17 protein-coding genes and 1 pseudogene are annotated in these 13,467 nt (G+C 67.3%); 13 read left to right on the top strand and 5 right to left on the bottom strand.

All coding sequences use genetic code 11. The features are described 5' to 3' along the window. Window positions 1–3: 3 nt before the first annotated feature. Both G4Z16_RS31785 and G4Z16_RS31790 read left to right on the top strand, forming a co-directional pair. The gene (locus tag G4Z16_RS31785) at window positions 4–981 is read left to right on the top strand and encodes a quinone oxidoreductase family protein (RefSeq protein WP_197354006.1); all 978 of its coding nucleotides are present in this window, start codon (window positions 4–6) and stop codon (window positions 979–981) included. Window positions 982–1,192: 211 nt separating this feature from the next. After that, the gene (locus G4Z16_RS31790) at window positions 1,193–1,627 is read left to right on the top strand and encodes a VOC family protein (RefSeq protein WP_197354007.1); all 435 of its coding nucleotides are present in this window, start codon (window positions 1,193–1,195) and stop codon (window positions 1,625–1,627) included. On the opposite strand, the pseudogene G4Z16_RS32845 reads toward G4Z16_RS31790, so the two are convergent. Next, window positions 1,615–1,907, bottom strand: a pseudogene (locus G4Z16_RS32845) (helix-turn-helix domain-containing protein); the annotation flags it as partial. The gene G4Z16_RS31790 and the pseudogene G4Z16_RS32845 overlap by 13 nt on opposite strands. A gap of 246 nt (window positions 1,908–2,153) precedes the next feature. Between G4Z16_RS32845 and G4Z16_RS31795 the strand changes: the two are divergent. The 4 genes from G4Z16_RS31795 to G4Z16_RS31810 are packed head-to-tail and all read left to right on the top strand — an operon-like array spanning window position 2,154 to window position 5,108. After that, window positions 2,154–2,621, top strand: coding sequence for a cupin domain-containing protein (locus G4Z16_RS31795; RefSeq protein WP_197354008.1), 468 nt, complete (start codon window positions 2,154–2,156; stop codon window positions 2,619–2,621). Window positions 2,622–2,625: 4 nt separating this feature from the next. After that, on the top strand, window positions 2,626–3,879 hold the full coding sequence (locus G4Z16_RS31800) for an MFS transporter (RefSeq protein ID WP_197354009.1): 1,254 nt from the start codon (window positions 2,626–2,628) through the stop codon (window positions 3,877–3,879). Then, window positions 3,876–4,265 (top strand): DUF3870 domain-containing protein, encoded by a 390-nt coding sequence (locus G4Z16_RS31805; protein ID WP_197354010.1) that lies wholly within the window; start codon window positions 3,876–3,878, stop codon window positions 4,263–4,265. Before G4Z16_RS31800 ends, G4Z16_RS31805 begins: the two co-directional genes overlap by 4 nt. A 3-nt stretch (window positions 4,266–4,268) precedes the next feature. Continuing rightward, complete coding sequence (locus G4Z16_RS31810; RefSeq protein ID WP_197354011.1) at window positions 4,269–5,108, top strand: MBL fold metallo-hydrolase; 840 nt, start codon at window positions 4,269–4,271, stop codon at window positions 5,106–5,108. A 131-nt stretch (window positions 5,109–5,239) separates the two neighbouring features. Here G4Z16_RS31810 and G4Z16_RS31815 read toward each other — a convergent pair whose 3' ends face one another. Beyond that, entirely contained in the window at window positions 5,240–5,998 is a 759-nt protein-coding gene (locus tag G4Z16_RS31815; RefSeq protein ID WP_197354012.1) for a DeoR/GlpR family DNA-binding transcription regulator, read from the bottom strand. Window positions 5,999–6,047: 49 nt separating this feature from the next. On the opposite strand from G4Z16_RS31815, the gene G4Z16_RS31820 reads away from it, so the two are divergent. From G4Z16_RS31820 to G4Z16_RS31840, 5 genes are all read left to right on the top strand, one after another. Continuing rightward, window positions 6,048–6,431 (top strand): DUF4406 domain-containing protein, encoded by a 384-nt coding sequence (locus G4Z16_RS31820; protein WP_197354013.1) that lies wholly within the window; start codon window positions 6,048–6,050, stop codon window positions 6,429–6,431. Beyond that, window positions 6,428–7,105: an NUDIX domain-containing protein gene (locus tag G4Z16_RS31825; RefSeq protein WP_197354014.1), complete on the top strand. Its 678-nt coding sequence runs from the start codon at window positions 6,428–6,430 to the stop codon at window positions 7,103–7,105. Before G4Z16_RS31820 ends, G4Z16_RS31825 begins: the two co-directional genes overlap by 4 nt. Before the next feature lie 332 nt (window positions 7,106–7,437). Further along, window positions 7,438–8,172 (top strand): sulfite exporter TauE/SafE family protein, encoded by a 735-nt coding sequence (locus tag G4Z16_RS31830; RefSeq protein ID WP_246531178.1) that lies wholly within the window; start codon window positions 7,438–7,440, stop codon window positions 8,170–8,172. Window positions 8,173–8,392: 220 nt separating this feature from the next. After that, the gene (locus G4Z16_RS31835) at window positions 8,393–8,791 is read left to right on the top strand and encodes an enolase-like domain-containing protein (RefSeq protein WP_197354016.1); all 399 of its coding nucleotides are present in this window, start codon (window positions 8,393–8,395) and stop codon (window positions 8,789–8,791) included. Further along, on the top strand, window positions 8,719–9,552 hold the full coding sequence (locus G4Z16_RS31840; protein WP_197354017.1) for an enolase C-terminal domain-like protein: 834 nt from the start codon (window positions 8,719–8,721) through the stop codon (window positions 9,550–9,552). The genes G4Z16_RS31835 and G4Z16_RS31840 overlap by 73 nt, the downstream gene beginning before the upstream one ends. A 348-nt stretch (window positions 9,553–9,900) precedes the next feature. Here G4Z16_RS31840 and G4Z16_RS31845 read toward each other — a convergent pair whose 3' ends face one another. Both G4Z16_RS31845 and G4Z16_RS31850 read right to left on the bottom strand, forming a co-directional pair. Beyond that, window positions 9,901–10,401 (bottom strand): SRPBCC family protein, encoded by a 501-nt coding sequence (locus G4Z16_RS31845; protein ID WP_197354018.1) that lies wholly within the window; start codon window positions 10,399–10,401, stop codon window positions 9,901–9,903. A 339-nt stretch (window positions 10,402–10,740) separates the two neighbouring features. Then, on the bottom strand, window positions 10,741–11,148 hold the full coding sequence (locus G4Z16_RS31850; RefSeq protein ID WP_197354019.1) for an ArsR/SmtB family transcription factor: 408 nt from the start codon (window positions 11,146–11,148) through the stop codon (window positions 10,741–10,743). Window positions 11,149–11,398: 250 nt separating this feature from the next. Here G4Z16_RS31850 and G4Z16_RS31855 point away from each other — a divergent pair, with 250 nt between their 5' ends. After that, complete coding sequence (locus G4Z16_RS31855; protein ID WP_246531179.1) at window positions 11,399–12,097, top strand: carboxymuconolactone decarboxylase family protein; 699 nt, start codon at window positions 11,399–11,401, stop codon at window positions 12,095–12,097. A 232-nt stretch (window positions 12,098–12,329) separates the two neighbouring features. On the opposite strand, the gene G4Z16_RS31860 is transcribed toward G4Z16_RS31855, so the two are convergent. Continuing rightward, window positions 12,330–12,614 (bottom strand): winged helix-turn-helix transcriptional regulator, encoded by a 285-nt coding sequence (locus G4Z16_RS31860; protein WP_197354020.1) that lies wholly within the window; start codon window positions 12,612–12,614, stop codon window positions 12,330–12,332. Window positions 12,615–12,784: 170 nt separating this feature from the next. Here G4Z16_RS31860 and G4Z16_RS31865 point away from each other — a divergent pair, with 170 nt between their 5' ends. Then, entirely contained in the window at window positions 12,785–13,414 is a 630-nt protein-coding gene (locus tag G4Z16_RS31865) for a carboxymuconolactone decarboxylase family protein (RefSeq protein ID WP_246531180.1), read from the top strand. Window positions 13,415–13,467 lie beyond the last annotated feature (53 nt).

A 13,467-nucleotide genomic window follows, 5' to 3' on the forward strand; every position in this document is an offset into this window, starting at 1 on the left:
ACCATGCGCGCACTCGTCATGACCGAACCCTCGACCGGCCCTGATCGGACAGGGGTGCGTGAGGCCGACGTGCCACAGCCCGGTCCGGGGGAGGTGACCATCGACGTCGCCTGGGCAGGGATCAACTTCCTGGACATCATGGCCCGCCGCGGTGACGCCGGGTACGCGCGGACGTGGCCGCACGTACCGGGGCTGGAGGTCGCAGGCTCAGTGCGCGAGGCCGGCGCCGGCGTGCCGCTGGAACCTGGCCGGCGCGTTGCCGCACTCACCGTTGACGGCGGCCTGGCGGAGGTGGCCCTCGTCCCGGCCGCGCTTGCCGTGCCGGTACCGGCCGGGGTTGCGCTGCCCGTCGCGGCAGCCGCGCCGGGGGCGCTCGCCACCGCCATGCTGCTGCTGACCGAGGCCGGACGCTTCCGTCCGGACGAGACCGTGCTGGTGCATTCCGCCAGCGGCGGCGTGGGCAGCGCCATCGCCTCCTTCGTGCCTGCGCTCGGCGGGGGGACCCTGATCGGCACGGTCGGCAGCCCCGAGAAGGTGGCAGCGGCGAAGCACCTCGGGTACGACGTGGCGGCGGTCAGGAGCGACGACCTTGTGGCGGCAGTGCGGGCCGCCGCGCCCGACGGCGTAGACATCGTCCTGGACCCCTTCGGCACCGATCAACTCGACACGGACCTGGCGGTCCTGGCTCCAGGTGGCCGGATCGTCCTGTTCGGTAACACCACCGGCGAAGCGCCCGGCGAACTACCGGCGCTGCGGCAGCTCATCGGCGGCAACGCCTCGATCGCAGGCTTCAGCATCAGCCGCCTCGCTGCCGCAGCGCCGGAACGGGCGGCCGCAGCGTTGCGCCAGGTGCTCGACCTGCTCGCGGACGGCGCTGTCGACCTGCCCGTCACCGAGATCGACTCGCTCGACGACGTACCGGCCGTTCATCAGCTCCTCGCCGAGGGCAGCGGCCGCGGCAAGTACGTGGTCAAGCCCTGACGGCTGTCCCGTAACTGATCTTTGGCATGAGGGTGGTTGGTCAGGACTGGACCCTGGGGGCCACAAGTGGACTCCGCCGCCAGGGTCGCGCCGTTCTCGCGGACTGCCCGGTTTGATCGCTCGGTGTCCAAGGTGGGCCCAGGGCGGGGCGGGGCCGCGGGCGGCTCCACTTGGGGAAATGAGCGGCAGGGCCTCCTGGTATGTTGCGCCGATGTCGGCGATCAAGCAGTTCCAAGTCACCTTTGACTGCGCGGAACCTGAGCGCGTCGCTCGTTTTTGGTGCGAGGCGTTGGGGTACGTCGTACCGCCGCCTCCGGAGGGGTTCGCCACTTGGGACGACTTCAACCGCTCCCAGGCTCCCGAGGATCAGGGTTCATGGTTCGCATGCATTGATCCCTCAGGTGTGGGCCCGCGACTGTTCTTCCAGCGCGTTCCCGAAGGGAAGGTCGTCAAGAATCGGCTGCACCTGGACGTGCGGGTAGGCACCGGCCTCGTGGGTGAAGAGCGCCTCGCCGCTCTCGAGGCCGAATGCGCACGACTGGTCCCACTCGGCGCGGTACGCGTACGACTGCTCCCTGCCGATGAGGACAACGAGTCGTGCCTCGTGATGCAGGACATCGAGGGCAACGAGTTCTGTCTCGACTGAAGCGCGAGCGACGGCCCGAGGTGGCCAACCATGCGGGCCAGCGGCCGACTTCGACATCCTGACAGCGGGGGCGCGAGCTGTCGCAGCGTCAAGTTCGTACGCCAGTAGGCCGCTACCAGCAGGATCCGGTCCTCCAGAATCAGCCTCAACGGTCGAGACCGGGGCACTGGTTCGCACCCTCGCGGCGATTCGCAGTGACCAGCTTGCCGAACCGACCGGGGGCACCGCCCGGTGAACGGGACTTCCAGGACGGCTCCGACACCGTGATCAAACCAGGCACGGCAAGATCGTGACACCAAGATCAGCCGTTACGGACAGTCCTTAGCAGGACTCCTGGCCGGGCTCTTGCGCCGCTTGGCGAGCGAGAGCTACGTTTCGTGCCAATCAACAGATCGCGTCGAGGATGTGAACGATGGCGAGCCTCCAGCGCTCGCGCCACTCACATCACTGATCACGTGATCTCCCTTGAGAGGCGTCGCACGAGTGCCGCCTGGCGGATGCGCTGCCGCGCGTCCTGGGAGGTCTCGTGTCCATCTACGCTTCCGGCCCGTCGGTGCCCGAGCAGACGGCCGACATGGGGGACACCTCGTTCACGACCAAGGTCGTGTACGGCAACTCGTCCTCATTGATGATCGCCACTCGTCCGGCCGGGTACCACTCCCGTCCGCACGTCCACGACTGCGAGCAGCTGAACCTGCTGCAGAGCGGCGAACTGTGGGTTTTTGTCGAGGACGACGCGTTCCACCTGGCCGCCGGTGACTTCCTGCGGGTGCCGGCCGGCCGGATCCACTGGTCGTGGAACAAGTCCGGTGCTGAATGCACGCTGATCGAGGTGCACAGTCCGGGCCTGCACGCCGATCCGCTCGTCGAGCGCTTCGCGGTCGGCCTCCACGGCACCGACGAGACACCCGCCTTCCTCGGCTCGCCTGCCAACGAATTCCTCCCGGACGACTCGGCGTTCGACCAGTCGGTCGCCGAGCGGAAGGCGGGGTGACGTCATGTCCGCACTGCTCGGATCGGCGGCGCCGGCGAAGTCCGCTTATCGCTGGGTCATTCTCGGTGTCCTGTGGCTGACGTTGCTCGTGTCGTACTTCGACCGGGTCGCGATCGCCGCCGCCTTGCCGTTCATGTCGAAGGAGCTGCACCTGAGTCCGGCGATCGGCGGACTGGTGACCGGTGCACTGTTCCTGAGCTACACGGCCGTGCTGGTGCCCGCCGGCATCCTGTGCGAACGGTTCGGCCAGCGCCGCCTCATCGCCGTCGCCATCGCCTGGTGGACGGTCTTCAGCGTCCTGACCGGCGCCGTCGCCGGCAGCGTCGTGGCTCTTGTCGCCGTGCGCTTCCTGATGGGCGCAGGGGAGGGGATCCACCCACCACCGCTGTGGCGGACGTTGTCGAACTGGTTCGGTAAGGGACGGCGTTCCCAGCCGCTGGCACTGATGCTGACCGCCCTGACACTGGGCCCGGCGCTCGCTCCGGTGGTCGCGTTTCCCATCGTCTCGTCGCTCGGCTGGCGATGGGTCTTCTACCTGACGGTCGTGCCGGGTGTGCTGACGCTGCTGGCAGTGCTGCTGTTGTTGCGCGACACCCCCGAGCGCCGCAACCTCACGCAGCCCCGCTCCGTGTCAGTGGCTCCGGCCACCAAGCGGGAGTGGTGGGTGCCGCACATCTGGCTGACGTTCGCCGCGTTCTTCTTCTTCGGCTTCGTGCTCTACGGACTGATGGGCTGGCTGCCGACGTACCTCATCGAGTACAGGGGGCTCGAGCTGTCCAGGGCCGGGGTGTTCTCCACGTCGCCGTACATCGCCGGCACCATCGGTCTGATCCTCGGAGCGGTGCTCTGCGAACGGCGGTTCAACCACGTCCGGCGACGGTTCATCTCGGTGACGTACCTGACGACGGCTGCATGCATCGCCGGCACCGCACTGGCTCCGTCGGCCGACCTCGCCGGAGTGATGCTGACTGCCTCCGGCTTCTTCCTCTACGCCGGGCTGGGGCCGTTCTGGTCGGTGCCGATGGACATCGTCAGGCCGCACGAGGTCGGGCTGTGGCTCGGCTTCATCAACATGGGCACGCAGCTGTCCGGATTCCTCGGCCCGATCCTGATCGGCTGGCTGATCGGCATCACCGGCTCGTTCACACCAGGGCTGATCGCCATGGTCGCATCGCTCATCCTGGCCGCGGTCTGCCTGAGCCTCGCCCGTGCGACCGGTCCGGCACCGGCGACCCCCCGGGAGGCGGTGGCGACATGAGCGTCACAGCACTTGTCGACCGAGCGGGCAGGCAGTGGCAGGCTGACCTCGTGGACCCGGCCGACAGCATGATCGTGGTGGGCTATGCGAAGGTGCCCGCGACGTCGGCGTCGCGCAGCACCCATGAGTACCTCTCGATCACCCTGCGAATCGAACGCGACACCGGGACCGTGACGGAGGTCGACTCGACCGCCGTCACGGCCCTGGTCCGAGCGTGGGTCGCCGAATTGCTGCTCGGCGTCGACTTCGGCCAGGACATCTCTGCCGTCACCGCCCGGATCGACAGCGACTACCTCGGTCACGGCGCAGGTGCCATCAAGCAGGCGGTGATCGACGCGTGGCGTCGCTACGCCGCATATCGGGCCCATCACGGGCTGGAGGACTGACCGGTGTTCTACGAGATCCGCCGCCTCAACTTCGGCTCGGTCACCATCGACGAGTCGATGCGGCTGCGAGGCATCAGTCCCGGGAACCGCATCGATGTCCCTGCCCAGGGGTTCCTGCTGCTGGGTGGCTCAGCTCCAGTGCTGGTCGACGCCGGCTACCGGGACGTGTCCGTGCTCGGTGCCGGAGGCACAGTGGCCCCGGGGCAGGGATTCGAGGAGCAGCTGTCCAAGCACGGTATCGGGCCGGCGGACCTCGGCTGCGTGATCATGACGCACCTGCACCGTGACCATGCCGGCCACCTGGACAAGGTCCCGATGACCGTTCCTGTGGTGGTCAATCGCAGTGAACTGGGCAGCGCGTGCACGGGGATCCAGGGCCGAGCCTATGCGCGAGAGGACGTCCATCACCTGATCGACCGCGTCTATACGCCGGGCGCGATCCGGTTCCTCGACCTCGAGCAGTCCGGACCGCAGGAGGTGCTGCCCGGAATCGTCTGCCGGCTCTCCGGCGGGCACACCCCGGGCTCCATCGGGATCGTGGTGCCCACCGAGGAGGGCGAGGCATATCTGTGCGGCGACCTGTTCTACGACGTCGAGGGGGCGCTGCGGAATCAGCCGACCGGAACGTTCACCGCAGGCGTGCAGCCATCCGCGCTGGCCACGGACGACCCCGCACTCAGCAACAACTTCACCACCTCGGTGTTGCAGGAAATCGGCGCAACCAAGCACGCGCTCAACTACCGGTTCATCGTGCCGGCACACGACGATCCCGGTGTGATCGAAGGCGGGCGGTACATCGGAAGGATCACCGGCGATGTCATCCCCGGCACGTGGCAGCCCTGACTCCCGGGGCCCGTCACCTGGCCGCGTCCCAGGGCCGGCGCAGGTGCAATTGCCAATCTCTGTGGATGGCGGAATCACGGTGGCGGCGCTGCGCCTTGACCTGCCTGCGATTCCCCGTTCGCCCGTGTCTTTCAGCCGGCTGCCAGGATCTCCACGCCGCGCGCCGTGAGCTGCTCGACGACGTCGTGGCGGGGGTCGGCGTCGGTGATCAGTCCGCTGATCTTCTGCCAGGGCAGGACGCGGAAGCGCGAAGCGGTGCCGATCTTCTCTGAGGAGGCGAGGATGTAGGTGTCCGCTGCCCGTGCGGCCAGCGCGCGTTTCATCGCGGCCTCCTCGGCGTCGCCGGTCGTCAGTCCTGCCTCGGGGTGCACGCCGGTGACACCGAGGAGGCAGAGGTCGGCGGAGACGTTCTCCGTGGCCTCGACCGCCGCCGCACCACAGGCGACGGCCGAGTGCTTGAAGATGCGGCCACCGAGCAGGAAGACCTCCGCCTGCGGGTGACCGAGCAGAGCGGCGGCGATCGTCGGACTGTGTGTGATCACGGTGCAGGCCAGATCCTGAGGCAGTGCGTGGACGACGGCCAGGGCGGTGGTGCCGCCGTCGAGGATCAGCGCGCCCTCCGGCCGTACCAGACCGGCGGCCACCGCGGCGACCTTCCGCTTCCCGTCAGGAGCCACCGTCTTCCGGGTGACGTAGTCCGCCACGGCCGGGGAAACAGGCAGGGCCCCTCCGTAGACCCGCTGGCACAGTCCTTCGGCCGCGAGATCACGCAGATCGCGTCGCACGCTGTCCTCGGAGATTCCCAACTCGGCGGCGACGTTCTTGGCGACGATCTTGCCCTCGCGGGCGAGAAGGCCCAGCAGGTGGTCGCGCCGTTCAGCAGCCAACATCCGCACTCTCTCCTGTTCTTGCACGTTTCTGCATGTATCGTAGTGCACCATGAACGACAAGCCGATGCTCATCCTCATCGCCGGGCCCTACCGCTCCGGCACCAACGGTGATCCGCAGGCCATGGCCGCCAATCTCGCCCGCCTCGAAGCGGCAGCGTGGCCGGTGTTCGCCGCCGGCCACCTCCCCGTGATCGGGGAGTGGGTCGCCCTGCCCGTCCTGCGCTCGGTCGGCGCGGGCCCCACCGACCCCCTCGCCGACCAGGTGCTGTATCCGGCCGCCGAGCGTCTGCTTGCCCACTGTGACGCCGTGCTCCGCCTGCCCGGTGACTCCGCCGGAGCCGATCAGGACGTTGCCACCGCCCGCCGTCGCGGCCTGCCCGTCTACCACGACGTGGACGAGATCCCGGGCCGTACCCCGCAGGAGACGGCGTGAACGCCCGCCCCGGCATCGACACTCCTGACCACCGTGGACGTACCGGCCTCGACCGCGTCGGGCGTGATCTGGACCGCAACCCCGACGTCGTGGTCCGCGACGTGGAGCTCACTTCCCAGGGCTGGCACGTCCTGCGTCGCACGACCTTCGACTACCGACGCCAGGACGGATGCTGGGTCACCCAGCAGCGCGAGACCTACGACCGCGGCAACGGCGCGGTCGTCCTGCCGTATGACGCCGAGCGCGGACGTGTGCTGCTCACCCGCCAGTTCCGCTACCCGGCCTACGTCAACGACCACCCGGACGGCATGCTGGTCGAGGCCGCAGCTGGGCTGCTCGACGGCGACGATCCGCTCGCCGCCGTCCGGCGCGAGGCTGCGGAGGAGCTCGGCGTCAGACTCGGCGCGCTCACCCACGTCCTCGACGCCTATATGAGCCCCGGCTCGGTCACCGAGCGACTGCACTTCTACGCGGCCCCCTACGCGCGAGCCGACCGCACCGGAAGTGGCGGCGGGCTGGAGGAGGATGGCGAGGACATCGAAGTGCTCGAACTGCCCTTCGCGGATGCCCTCTCGATGGTCCGCAACGGACACATCGTCGACGGCAAGACCATCCTGCTCCTGCAATGGGCCGCCCTGGAGGGGCCCTTCGTCCCCGCAGCGGGCACCTGCTGACACCGGCGCACCCCCACCGGGCCTGCCGGCACGCTCGTCGACCGCTACGACAAGCGCTTCTGCTCCGGCGATCCCGTCTGCTCCCGGCGTGATCGGACTCGCGCCGAGGGAGATTCCGTAGTGCGATGGCAACTCCGCCTGGGGGCGAGAGGAGTCGTCCTGGAGCTGGGACGCCGTGAATGAGCACGGCCACAGCGGCGTTGCCTCTCCATTCCCTGACGACAGCGATGGAGGGGTGGTCCAACCCACACCTGTCCACATGGATTCAGTGAGGGCAGTCTGCTACGTTTTTCGTAGCATCGACAGGGGGCGCCGTGACTGGACTGGAGTCCATGGCTGTTTTCGCAGCAGGAATCGTCGCGGGGACGGTCAATGCCGCCGTCGGTTCGGGAACGTTGATCGCTTTCCCGGTGCTGCTCGCGGTCGGCTACCCGCCGGTGACGGCGAATGTCACCTGCACCCTCGGCCTGGTTTCCGGGGCGTTCTCGGGTGCTTACGGCTATCGGCGCGAACTCGCCGGCCAGCGCAGCCGGTTGATTCGACTCGGAGCTGCCTCGGTCTTGGGCGGTGTCACTGGCGGAGTTCTGCTCTTGCTGCTTCCCGCCGAGGCCTTCGCGGCCGTCGTCCCGGCATTGATCGTGCTTGCCGGTGCGTTGGTCCTGGTGCAGCCCAAGTTGGCTGCGCGGCTGGCTCATCGACGACGGATCGCGGTGCACGGGGGCGTATTGCTCTGGTTGGGCATCTACGGGGTGGGTGTCTACGGCGGCTATTTCGGGGCGGCGCAAGGCGTGCTGGCGATCGCCTTGATGGGCCTGGCGCTCGACGACGACCTGCAGCGGCTGAACGCCGCCAGAAATGTGCTGTCTCTGCTGGTCAATCTCGTCGCAGCGTCCTTGTTCCTGGTCATTGCGGATGTGGCGTGGCTGCCATCGGTCCTCCTGGCTGCGGGTTCGCTCCTGGGTGGTGTACTCGGGGCCCGGCTGGGCCGTCGGCTGCCTCCGATGGTGTTGCGCGGCTTCCTCGTGGCGGTGGGCCTCGCCGCAATACCTCTTCTGGTACTGGATTGAACAGGCCGGTTCAGGGGGGCCATGTTGCCACTGCGGGGATCCTCGCCGCGGGCGCGTGCTGCGCTGATTCTCTGTGCACCTCCGGATGAAGGCTTGCGTTGCGAGAATGGCATCGGCATCCTGCTACTGAATGCGTAGCGACCCGCGTGGGCCTGCCGCTCGGGCAGTCCGCCGCCGGGAGGTCGCCGACCGATGGCCGAGGCAGTTCATGGAGCAGTAGATGCGTATCGTCGATGTGCGCGCCCGGAACGTTCCCATCTCGCGCTATGCGGACCTTGCGATCCAGTCCGGCGGTCTCACCACGACGATCGTGGCCGTGGTCACTGACGCGGTGCGCGATGGCTGCCCGGTTGTTGGCTTCGGCTTCTCGTCGTTCGGCAGGTTCGGTCAACTGGGCCTGATCCGCGAGCGGTTCGCCCCCCGACTGCTGTCCACCAGCCACGATGACCTCGCGACCGACGATGGGGAGAACGTCGACCCGTTCCGTGCGTGGGATCGCATGATGAACGGGGAAAAGCCGGGAGGGCACGGCGACGGTGCGTCGCCGTGGGGACGTTGGACATGGCGCTGCGGGATGCGGCCGCGAAGATCGCCGGACAGCCGCTGTACAGATTCCTGAGCGAACTCCTCGGCCGCCACCCCAGCACGCCGATCGCGCTCTACGCAGCGGGCGGTTACTCCTATCCAGCCGACGACAACCGCAGACTGGCGGATGAGGTGCGTCAGTTCCTCTACGCCGGCTACACCCACATCAAGATCAAAATCGGCGAGCGGCCACTGGAGGAAGATCTCACTCGCATCGAGACCGCCCTCGCCCTGCTACCCCGCGGTGACCGGCTCGCGGTCGACGCAATGCACCGCTACAGGCCCGAACTCGCCCGACGCGTCGCGGGAGTTCTGGCGCCGTACCGGCTGCGCTGGCTCGAGGACATCTGCGACCCGCAGGACTTCCTGACTCACGCACAGATCGCTGAGTTCTACGACCCGGCACTGGCGGCCGGCGAGGCCCTCTTCTCCCGGAGCGACGCCGCCAACCTCATCCGCTACGGCGGCCTGCGCCCCGGCCGCGACGTCCTGCTCTTCGATCCCGCCCACTGCTACGGCCTCCCCGAGTACCTCGGCATCGTTGACTTGATGGAGACCAACGGGTGGCCGCGATCAGCATTCCAACCGCACGGTGGCCACCTCTTCTCCCTGCACGTTGCGGCTGCGCTCGGGCTCGGAGGGAGTGAAGCCAATCCGCGCATCTTCCAGCCCTTCGGTGGATTCTCCGACAACGCCACCATCGAGAACGGAACCCTGCGACCACCGGAGCAGCCCGGCATTGGCTTCGAATCGCGAATTGAGCTGCACAAAGCCTTCCACGCTCTGCTGAGTTGACGAGACGAGGCATCAGGCCGTGAGCTCGCCATCCTCGCGGTGAGCGCTACACGCACGCTCTGGCCTCGAGCTGCGGCTGGCCGACGGATGCTGCAGGCGCGGCACTTGGAATGTCCCGATGAGGTCTACGCATGGCAAGCCTCGTCGGGTGGCAGAGGGAGGCCGTCGTGCGGGACAGCGTGGAGCGTCGAGTGGGCGACATGTAGCCCCTGCCCGGATGGAGGCTGACATGCCTGCAGGGGAGTTGGAGTCGCGGCGGCACATCTCGCTTGCAGCCAGTGGGACCCACTAGTTTGACATCGAAGACTCCGTCAAACGGCAGCGGATCCTCGTCGCTGTTTCAGCAAGTCAGCTCATCCCTTCGCGGACGTCCTTTCCCTGCTCAGCGAACGCCTTGAAATCCTGCATGTGCTGTTGCGACTGTTTGCGGAAGGCACCGGGCATCAGAAGCCCCACCAGCCGCATCAGCAAGCTGTTGAACCTGTATTCGCTCTCGCTCACCCAGAGCGTCGTCTCCGGACCGGCTTCGGTCAGCCGGTCGCGCACGGCACTCCACATGCCTTCGCCGACGATCTCGCGGTCGAAGTGAACGACGCTCCCTTTCGGGATCCCGTGCAGGTCTGCCGGTTCCCGGCGTGTGATGGTCTCGGTGCACTCGATCTTCCGCCGCCCCATCTGCATCACTACCCGCGACTTGGTACCGAGCTGCCCGTGTATCCCACTCAACGGCTCGTGCAGCACCAGGCCCCGCAGCCACTTCGGTAGGTGTGCAGGGTCGGCGAGCAGATGGGCCACCCGCTCCCGCGGCAGGGCGATCTCGATCGAGTCGGTGTTCTTCATGGCGCGCATCGCTCTTCCTTCCAGGGGCGGGGCAACATGCTGTTGTACGGCTCGTCCTGCTCCTCAACCGAGGGGCACTGACACTCTGTGTCCGTAAGGGGCAAAAGTCGCCACCGGCGGCGAGATGAGCCTGGCTCCAAGCAGCGGCGCTGCCCCGGCTGAACTCGCGTCCCTCGGGCGACTTCTCGAACTCGTCCAGGTTCTCGATCTCCTCGCCGGCCAGGAGCCGGGCCAGGGTGAGCAGACCCAGGTCCCCGGAGCTCCACGGTGTACGCCTCGCCGGCCAGCACGGTGCCCTTGCCCATCTTCCGGTGCGCGGCGGCCAGTTCGTCCAGGACATCCTTCATGTCATGTCCTCTCGGTGGGTGAATCGGTCCCGCTCGCATCGGTGTCGGACCTGTCCGGTCGGGTGGTCGCTCCACCGGCCCGGGTCCGGCGTGCACGCTTGCCTCGGGCCAGCTCGGTGCCGAGGGCGTCGAGGCGTTGTTCCCAAAACCGGCGGAACCGGTCCAGCCACGCGTCGACCTCGCGCAGCGGCGCGGGCTCGACCGTGTAGAGCCGGCGGGTGCCCTCGGCCCGGACCGACGCGAACCCGCTGTCGCGCAGCACGCGCAGATGCTGGGAGACGGCTGGTTGGGAGATCCCGAACTCGGCCCGGATGACGTCCGTGACCGCCCCGGAGGTCCGTTCACCGTCGGCCAGCAGTTCCAGAATGCGCCGGCGCACAGGGTCGCCGAGGATGTCGAGCGCGTGCACGACGGGGACCGTACCGGTCTCTGCTTATATAAGTCAACGCTGCTTCTTGGAGCGACGTCGGCCTGAGCTCGCTCACTTGGGGATTCTGCGATAGCACCTTCACAGCCGATTCGGGGAATTCCATCGTGCTCCTTCATGCCTGAAGGGCCGCGGCGTCGATCGATGGCCAGCTGTGCCGGCGTCTCGCAGGGATGCCACAAAGCGCCGTCGAGAATGAACTGATCCGGCGGGCTGCAGACCTCTCCGGGACTTGCGCGACCAGAAATCGGAAGCCAGTCTGGACGCTACGGAAAACGTAGCGATGGAGCTGGTGATGAACAACCCGCAGAGTACGGAGCCCTCCGACAAGACCGGGACCCTGGCGGAGACGGTCGGCGGACCGAGGATCCAGCCACTGTCACCCCCGTACGACGAAGACACCGAACGACTGCTCGCCAAGCTGATGCCGCCGCAGTCGGACATCGAACCCCTGCTGCTGTTCCGGGTGTTCGCCCGGCATCGCGAGTTGTTCGGTCGATTGATCCCGATGGCGGCCGGCCTGCTCACGAAAGGACTGCTGCCTGCCCGCGATCGGGAAGTGGTGATCAGCCGGATCACCGCGCGCGCCGGTGCGGAGTACGAGTGGGGCGTGCACGCGGTGCTCTTCGGACCCGCGGTCGGCCTGGATCAAGAACTGCTCGACGCGATCGCCACACAGCCGGCTGACGCGTCCGCATTCGACGAGCGCACTCGGCTCCTGGTCACCGCGGTCGATGAGCTGCACGACCAGGCGACCGTGAGTGCCGACACGTGGGGTCGCCTGGCTCAGGTCTACGACGAACCTCGCTTGCTGGAGTTGCTGCTGGTCGCGGGCTGGTACCGCACCTTCTCGGCCGTGATCACTTCGGTGGCGCTGCCTCATGAGTCGTGGGCTGCACGGTTCCCCCTGGCCGACTCCTCGTCGGGCTGACCTCACGCGGCTCTTGGATTTCGCGGCTGCCGTCGTGGCTCACGGGGTTCTCCCCCCAGCCGTCCTGACCGCTGACCTCTGCCTTCTGCCGACGTGTCAATTTCGGGCGGCGTGATGGCTGGTCATGCAAGGAATTGATCGACCGACAACGGTCCCGCTGGGCCTCGTCGGATCAAGTTGTCGACGCGTTCCGTCAGCTTGTCTTGTCGACGGCGTGTCTCAGGGGCGGCGGTCAGGTGAGGGAGTCGGATCTGCTCTGAGCCCATCGTTCGGACCAGGCCTGCAGCGGGATGAGCGCCTGTCGGAGGTCTTGGCCCAAGGGTGTCAGCTGCTGAGCCTTGTCGGGGCCGTGTTCCGTCAAGCCGGCCGAGCGTAGTTCGCGGAGGCGAGTGTTCAGGACGGTCGGCGATACGCCGTCGCATTGCTTCTGCAGAGCGCGGAAGCCGACAGGTCCATTGCGCAGTTCCCACAGGATCCGAAGAGTCCAGCGTCGGCCCAGCAGATCGAAGGCGGCCATGATCGGTCGTCCGGTCTGCGATCCGCGTACGGACCTGCCAGGGACAGGGGTGTCTTCAGCTGGGGTGGGCACGTCGCTCCTTTCTCGATGCTCCTCATCTGAGGTGTTGCGCTACAGGAAGGGTAGCGGCAGACTTCACGCTACTAAAAACGTAGCGATGGGAGATTGAAGTGGCCGACCCCCAGCGCCATGAGCCGCCGATGGCCCGGGCCGCGGGAGATGCGAAGGCACCGTCGGCGGGCGGCAGTCCGCGGATGTCCCCGGTGACACCTCCATACGACGATGACACCCAGCGACTGCTGGCCAAGTGGATGCCGCCCGGAGTGGAGATGGAGCCTCTGCTTCTCTTCCGGATCCTCGCCGTGCATCGCCAATTGGCCAGCCGCATGCATCCGATGGCATCCGGCCTCCTCAATCACGGGACATTGCCCCCGCATGACCGGGAAGTACTGATCAGCCGGACCACCGCACGCGCCGGCGCCGAATACGAGTGGGGCGTACACGCGGCCGGCCCCGGCCTCGAAGCAGGACTCGACCAACATCTACTCGAAGCCTTCGTGACTCAGCCAGCTGACGCCGCAATCTTCGACGCACACGTCCGGCTGCTGGTCACCGCGGCTGACGAACTCCACGATGACGCCACGCTGAGCGCTGGCACATGGCGGGAACTGCAAGAAATCTACGATGACGCGCAGTTGGTGGAGCTGATGTTGCTCACGGGTTGGTACCGCACGCTGTCCACCGTGATCACTTCGGTAGCGCTGCCGCTGGAGTCATGGGGGGCACGCTTTCCTCGTTGACGACAGATCGCAAAGAGGGCGTTAGTAGTCGGTCGTTCATCCGCCTTTCGGTG

Source organism: Streptomyces bathyalis, from assembly GCF_015910445.1.
Taxonomy (GTDB): domain Bacteria; phylum Actinomycetota; class Actinomycetes; order Streptomycetales; family Streptomycetaceae; genus Streptomyces; species Streptomyces bathyalis.

Bases quoted from the DNA above. Each gene is read 5' to 3' on its own strand.
- G4Z16_RS31785 (WP_197354006.1), top strand. From the start codon at position 4: ATGCGCGCACTCGTCATGACCGAACCCTCGACCGGCCCTGATCGGACA.
- G4Z16_RS31790 (WP_197354007.1), top strand. From the start codon at position 1,193: ATGTCGGCGATCAAGCAGTTCCAAGTCACCTTTGACTGCGCGGAACCT.
- G4Z16_RS31800 (WP_197354009.1), top strand. From the start codon at position 2,626: ATGTCCGCACTGCTCGGATCGGCGGCGCCGGCGAAGTCCGCTTATCGC.
- G4Z16_RS31805 (WP_197354010.1), top strand. From the start codon at position 3,876: ATGAGCGTCACAGCACTTGTCGACCGAGCGGGCAGGCAGTGGCAGGCT.
- G4Z16_RS31815 (WP_197354012.1), bottom strand. From the start codon at position 5,998: ATGTTGGCTGCTGAACGGCGCGACCACCTGCTGGGCCTTCTCGCCCGC.
- G4Z16_RS31820 (WP_197354013.1), top strand. From the start codon at position 6,048: ATGAACGACAAGCCGATGCTCATCCTCATCGCCGGGCCCTACCGCTCC.
- G4Z16_RS31830 (WP_246531178.1), top strand. From the start codon at position 7,438: ATGGCTGTTTTCGCAGCAGGAATCGTCGCGGGGACGGTCAATGCCGCC.
- G4Z16_RS31835 (WP_197354016.1), top strand. From the start codon at position 8,393: ATGCGTATCGTCGATGTGCGCGCCCGGAACGTTCCCATCTCGCGCTAT.
- G4Z16_RS31845 (WP_197354018.1), bottom strand. From the start codon at position 10,401: ATGCGCGCCATGAAGAACACCGACTCGATCGAGATCGCCCTGCCGCGG.
- G4Z16_RS31860 (WP_197354020.1), bottom strand. From the start codon at position 12,614: ATGGCCGCCTTCGATCTGCTGGGCCGACGCTGGACTCTTCGGATCCTG.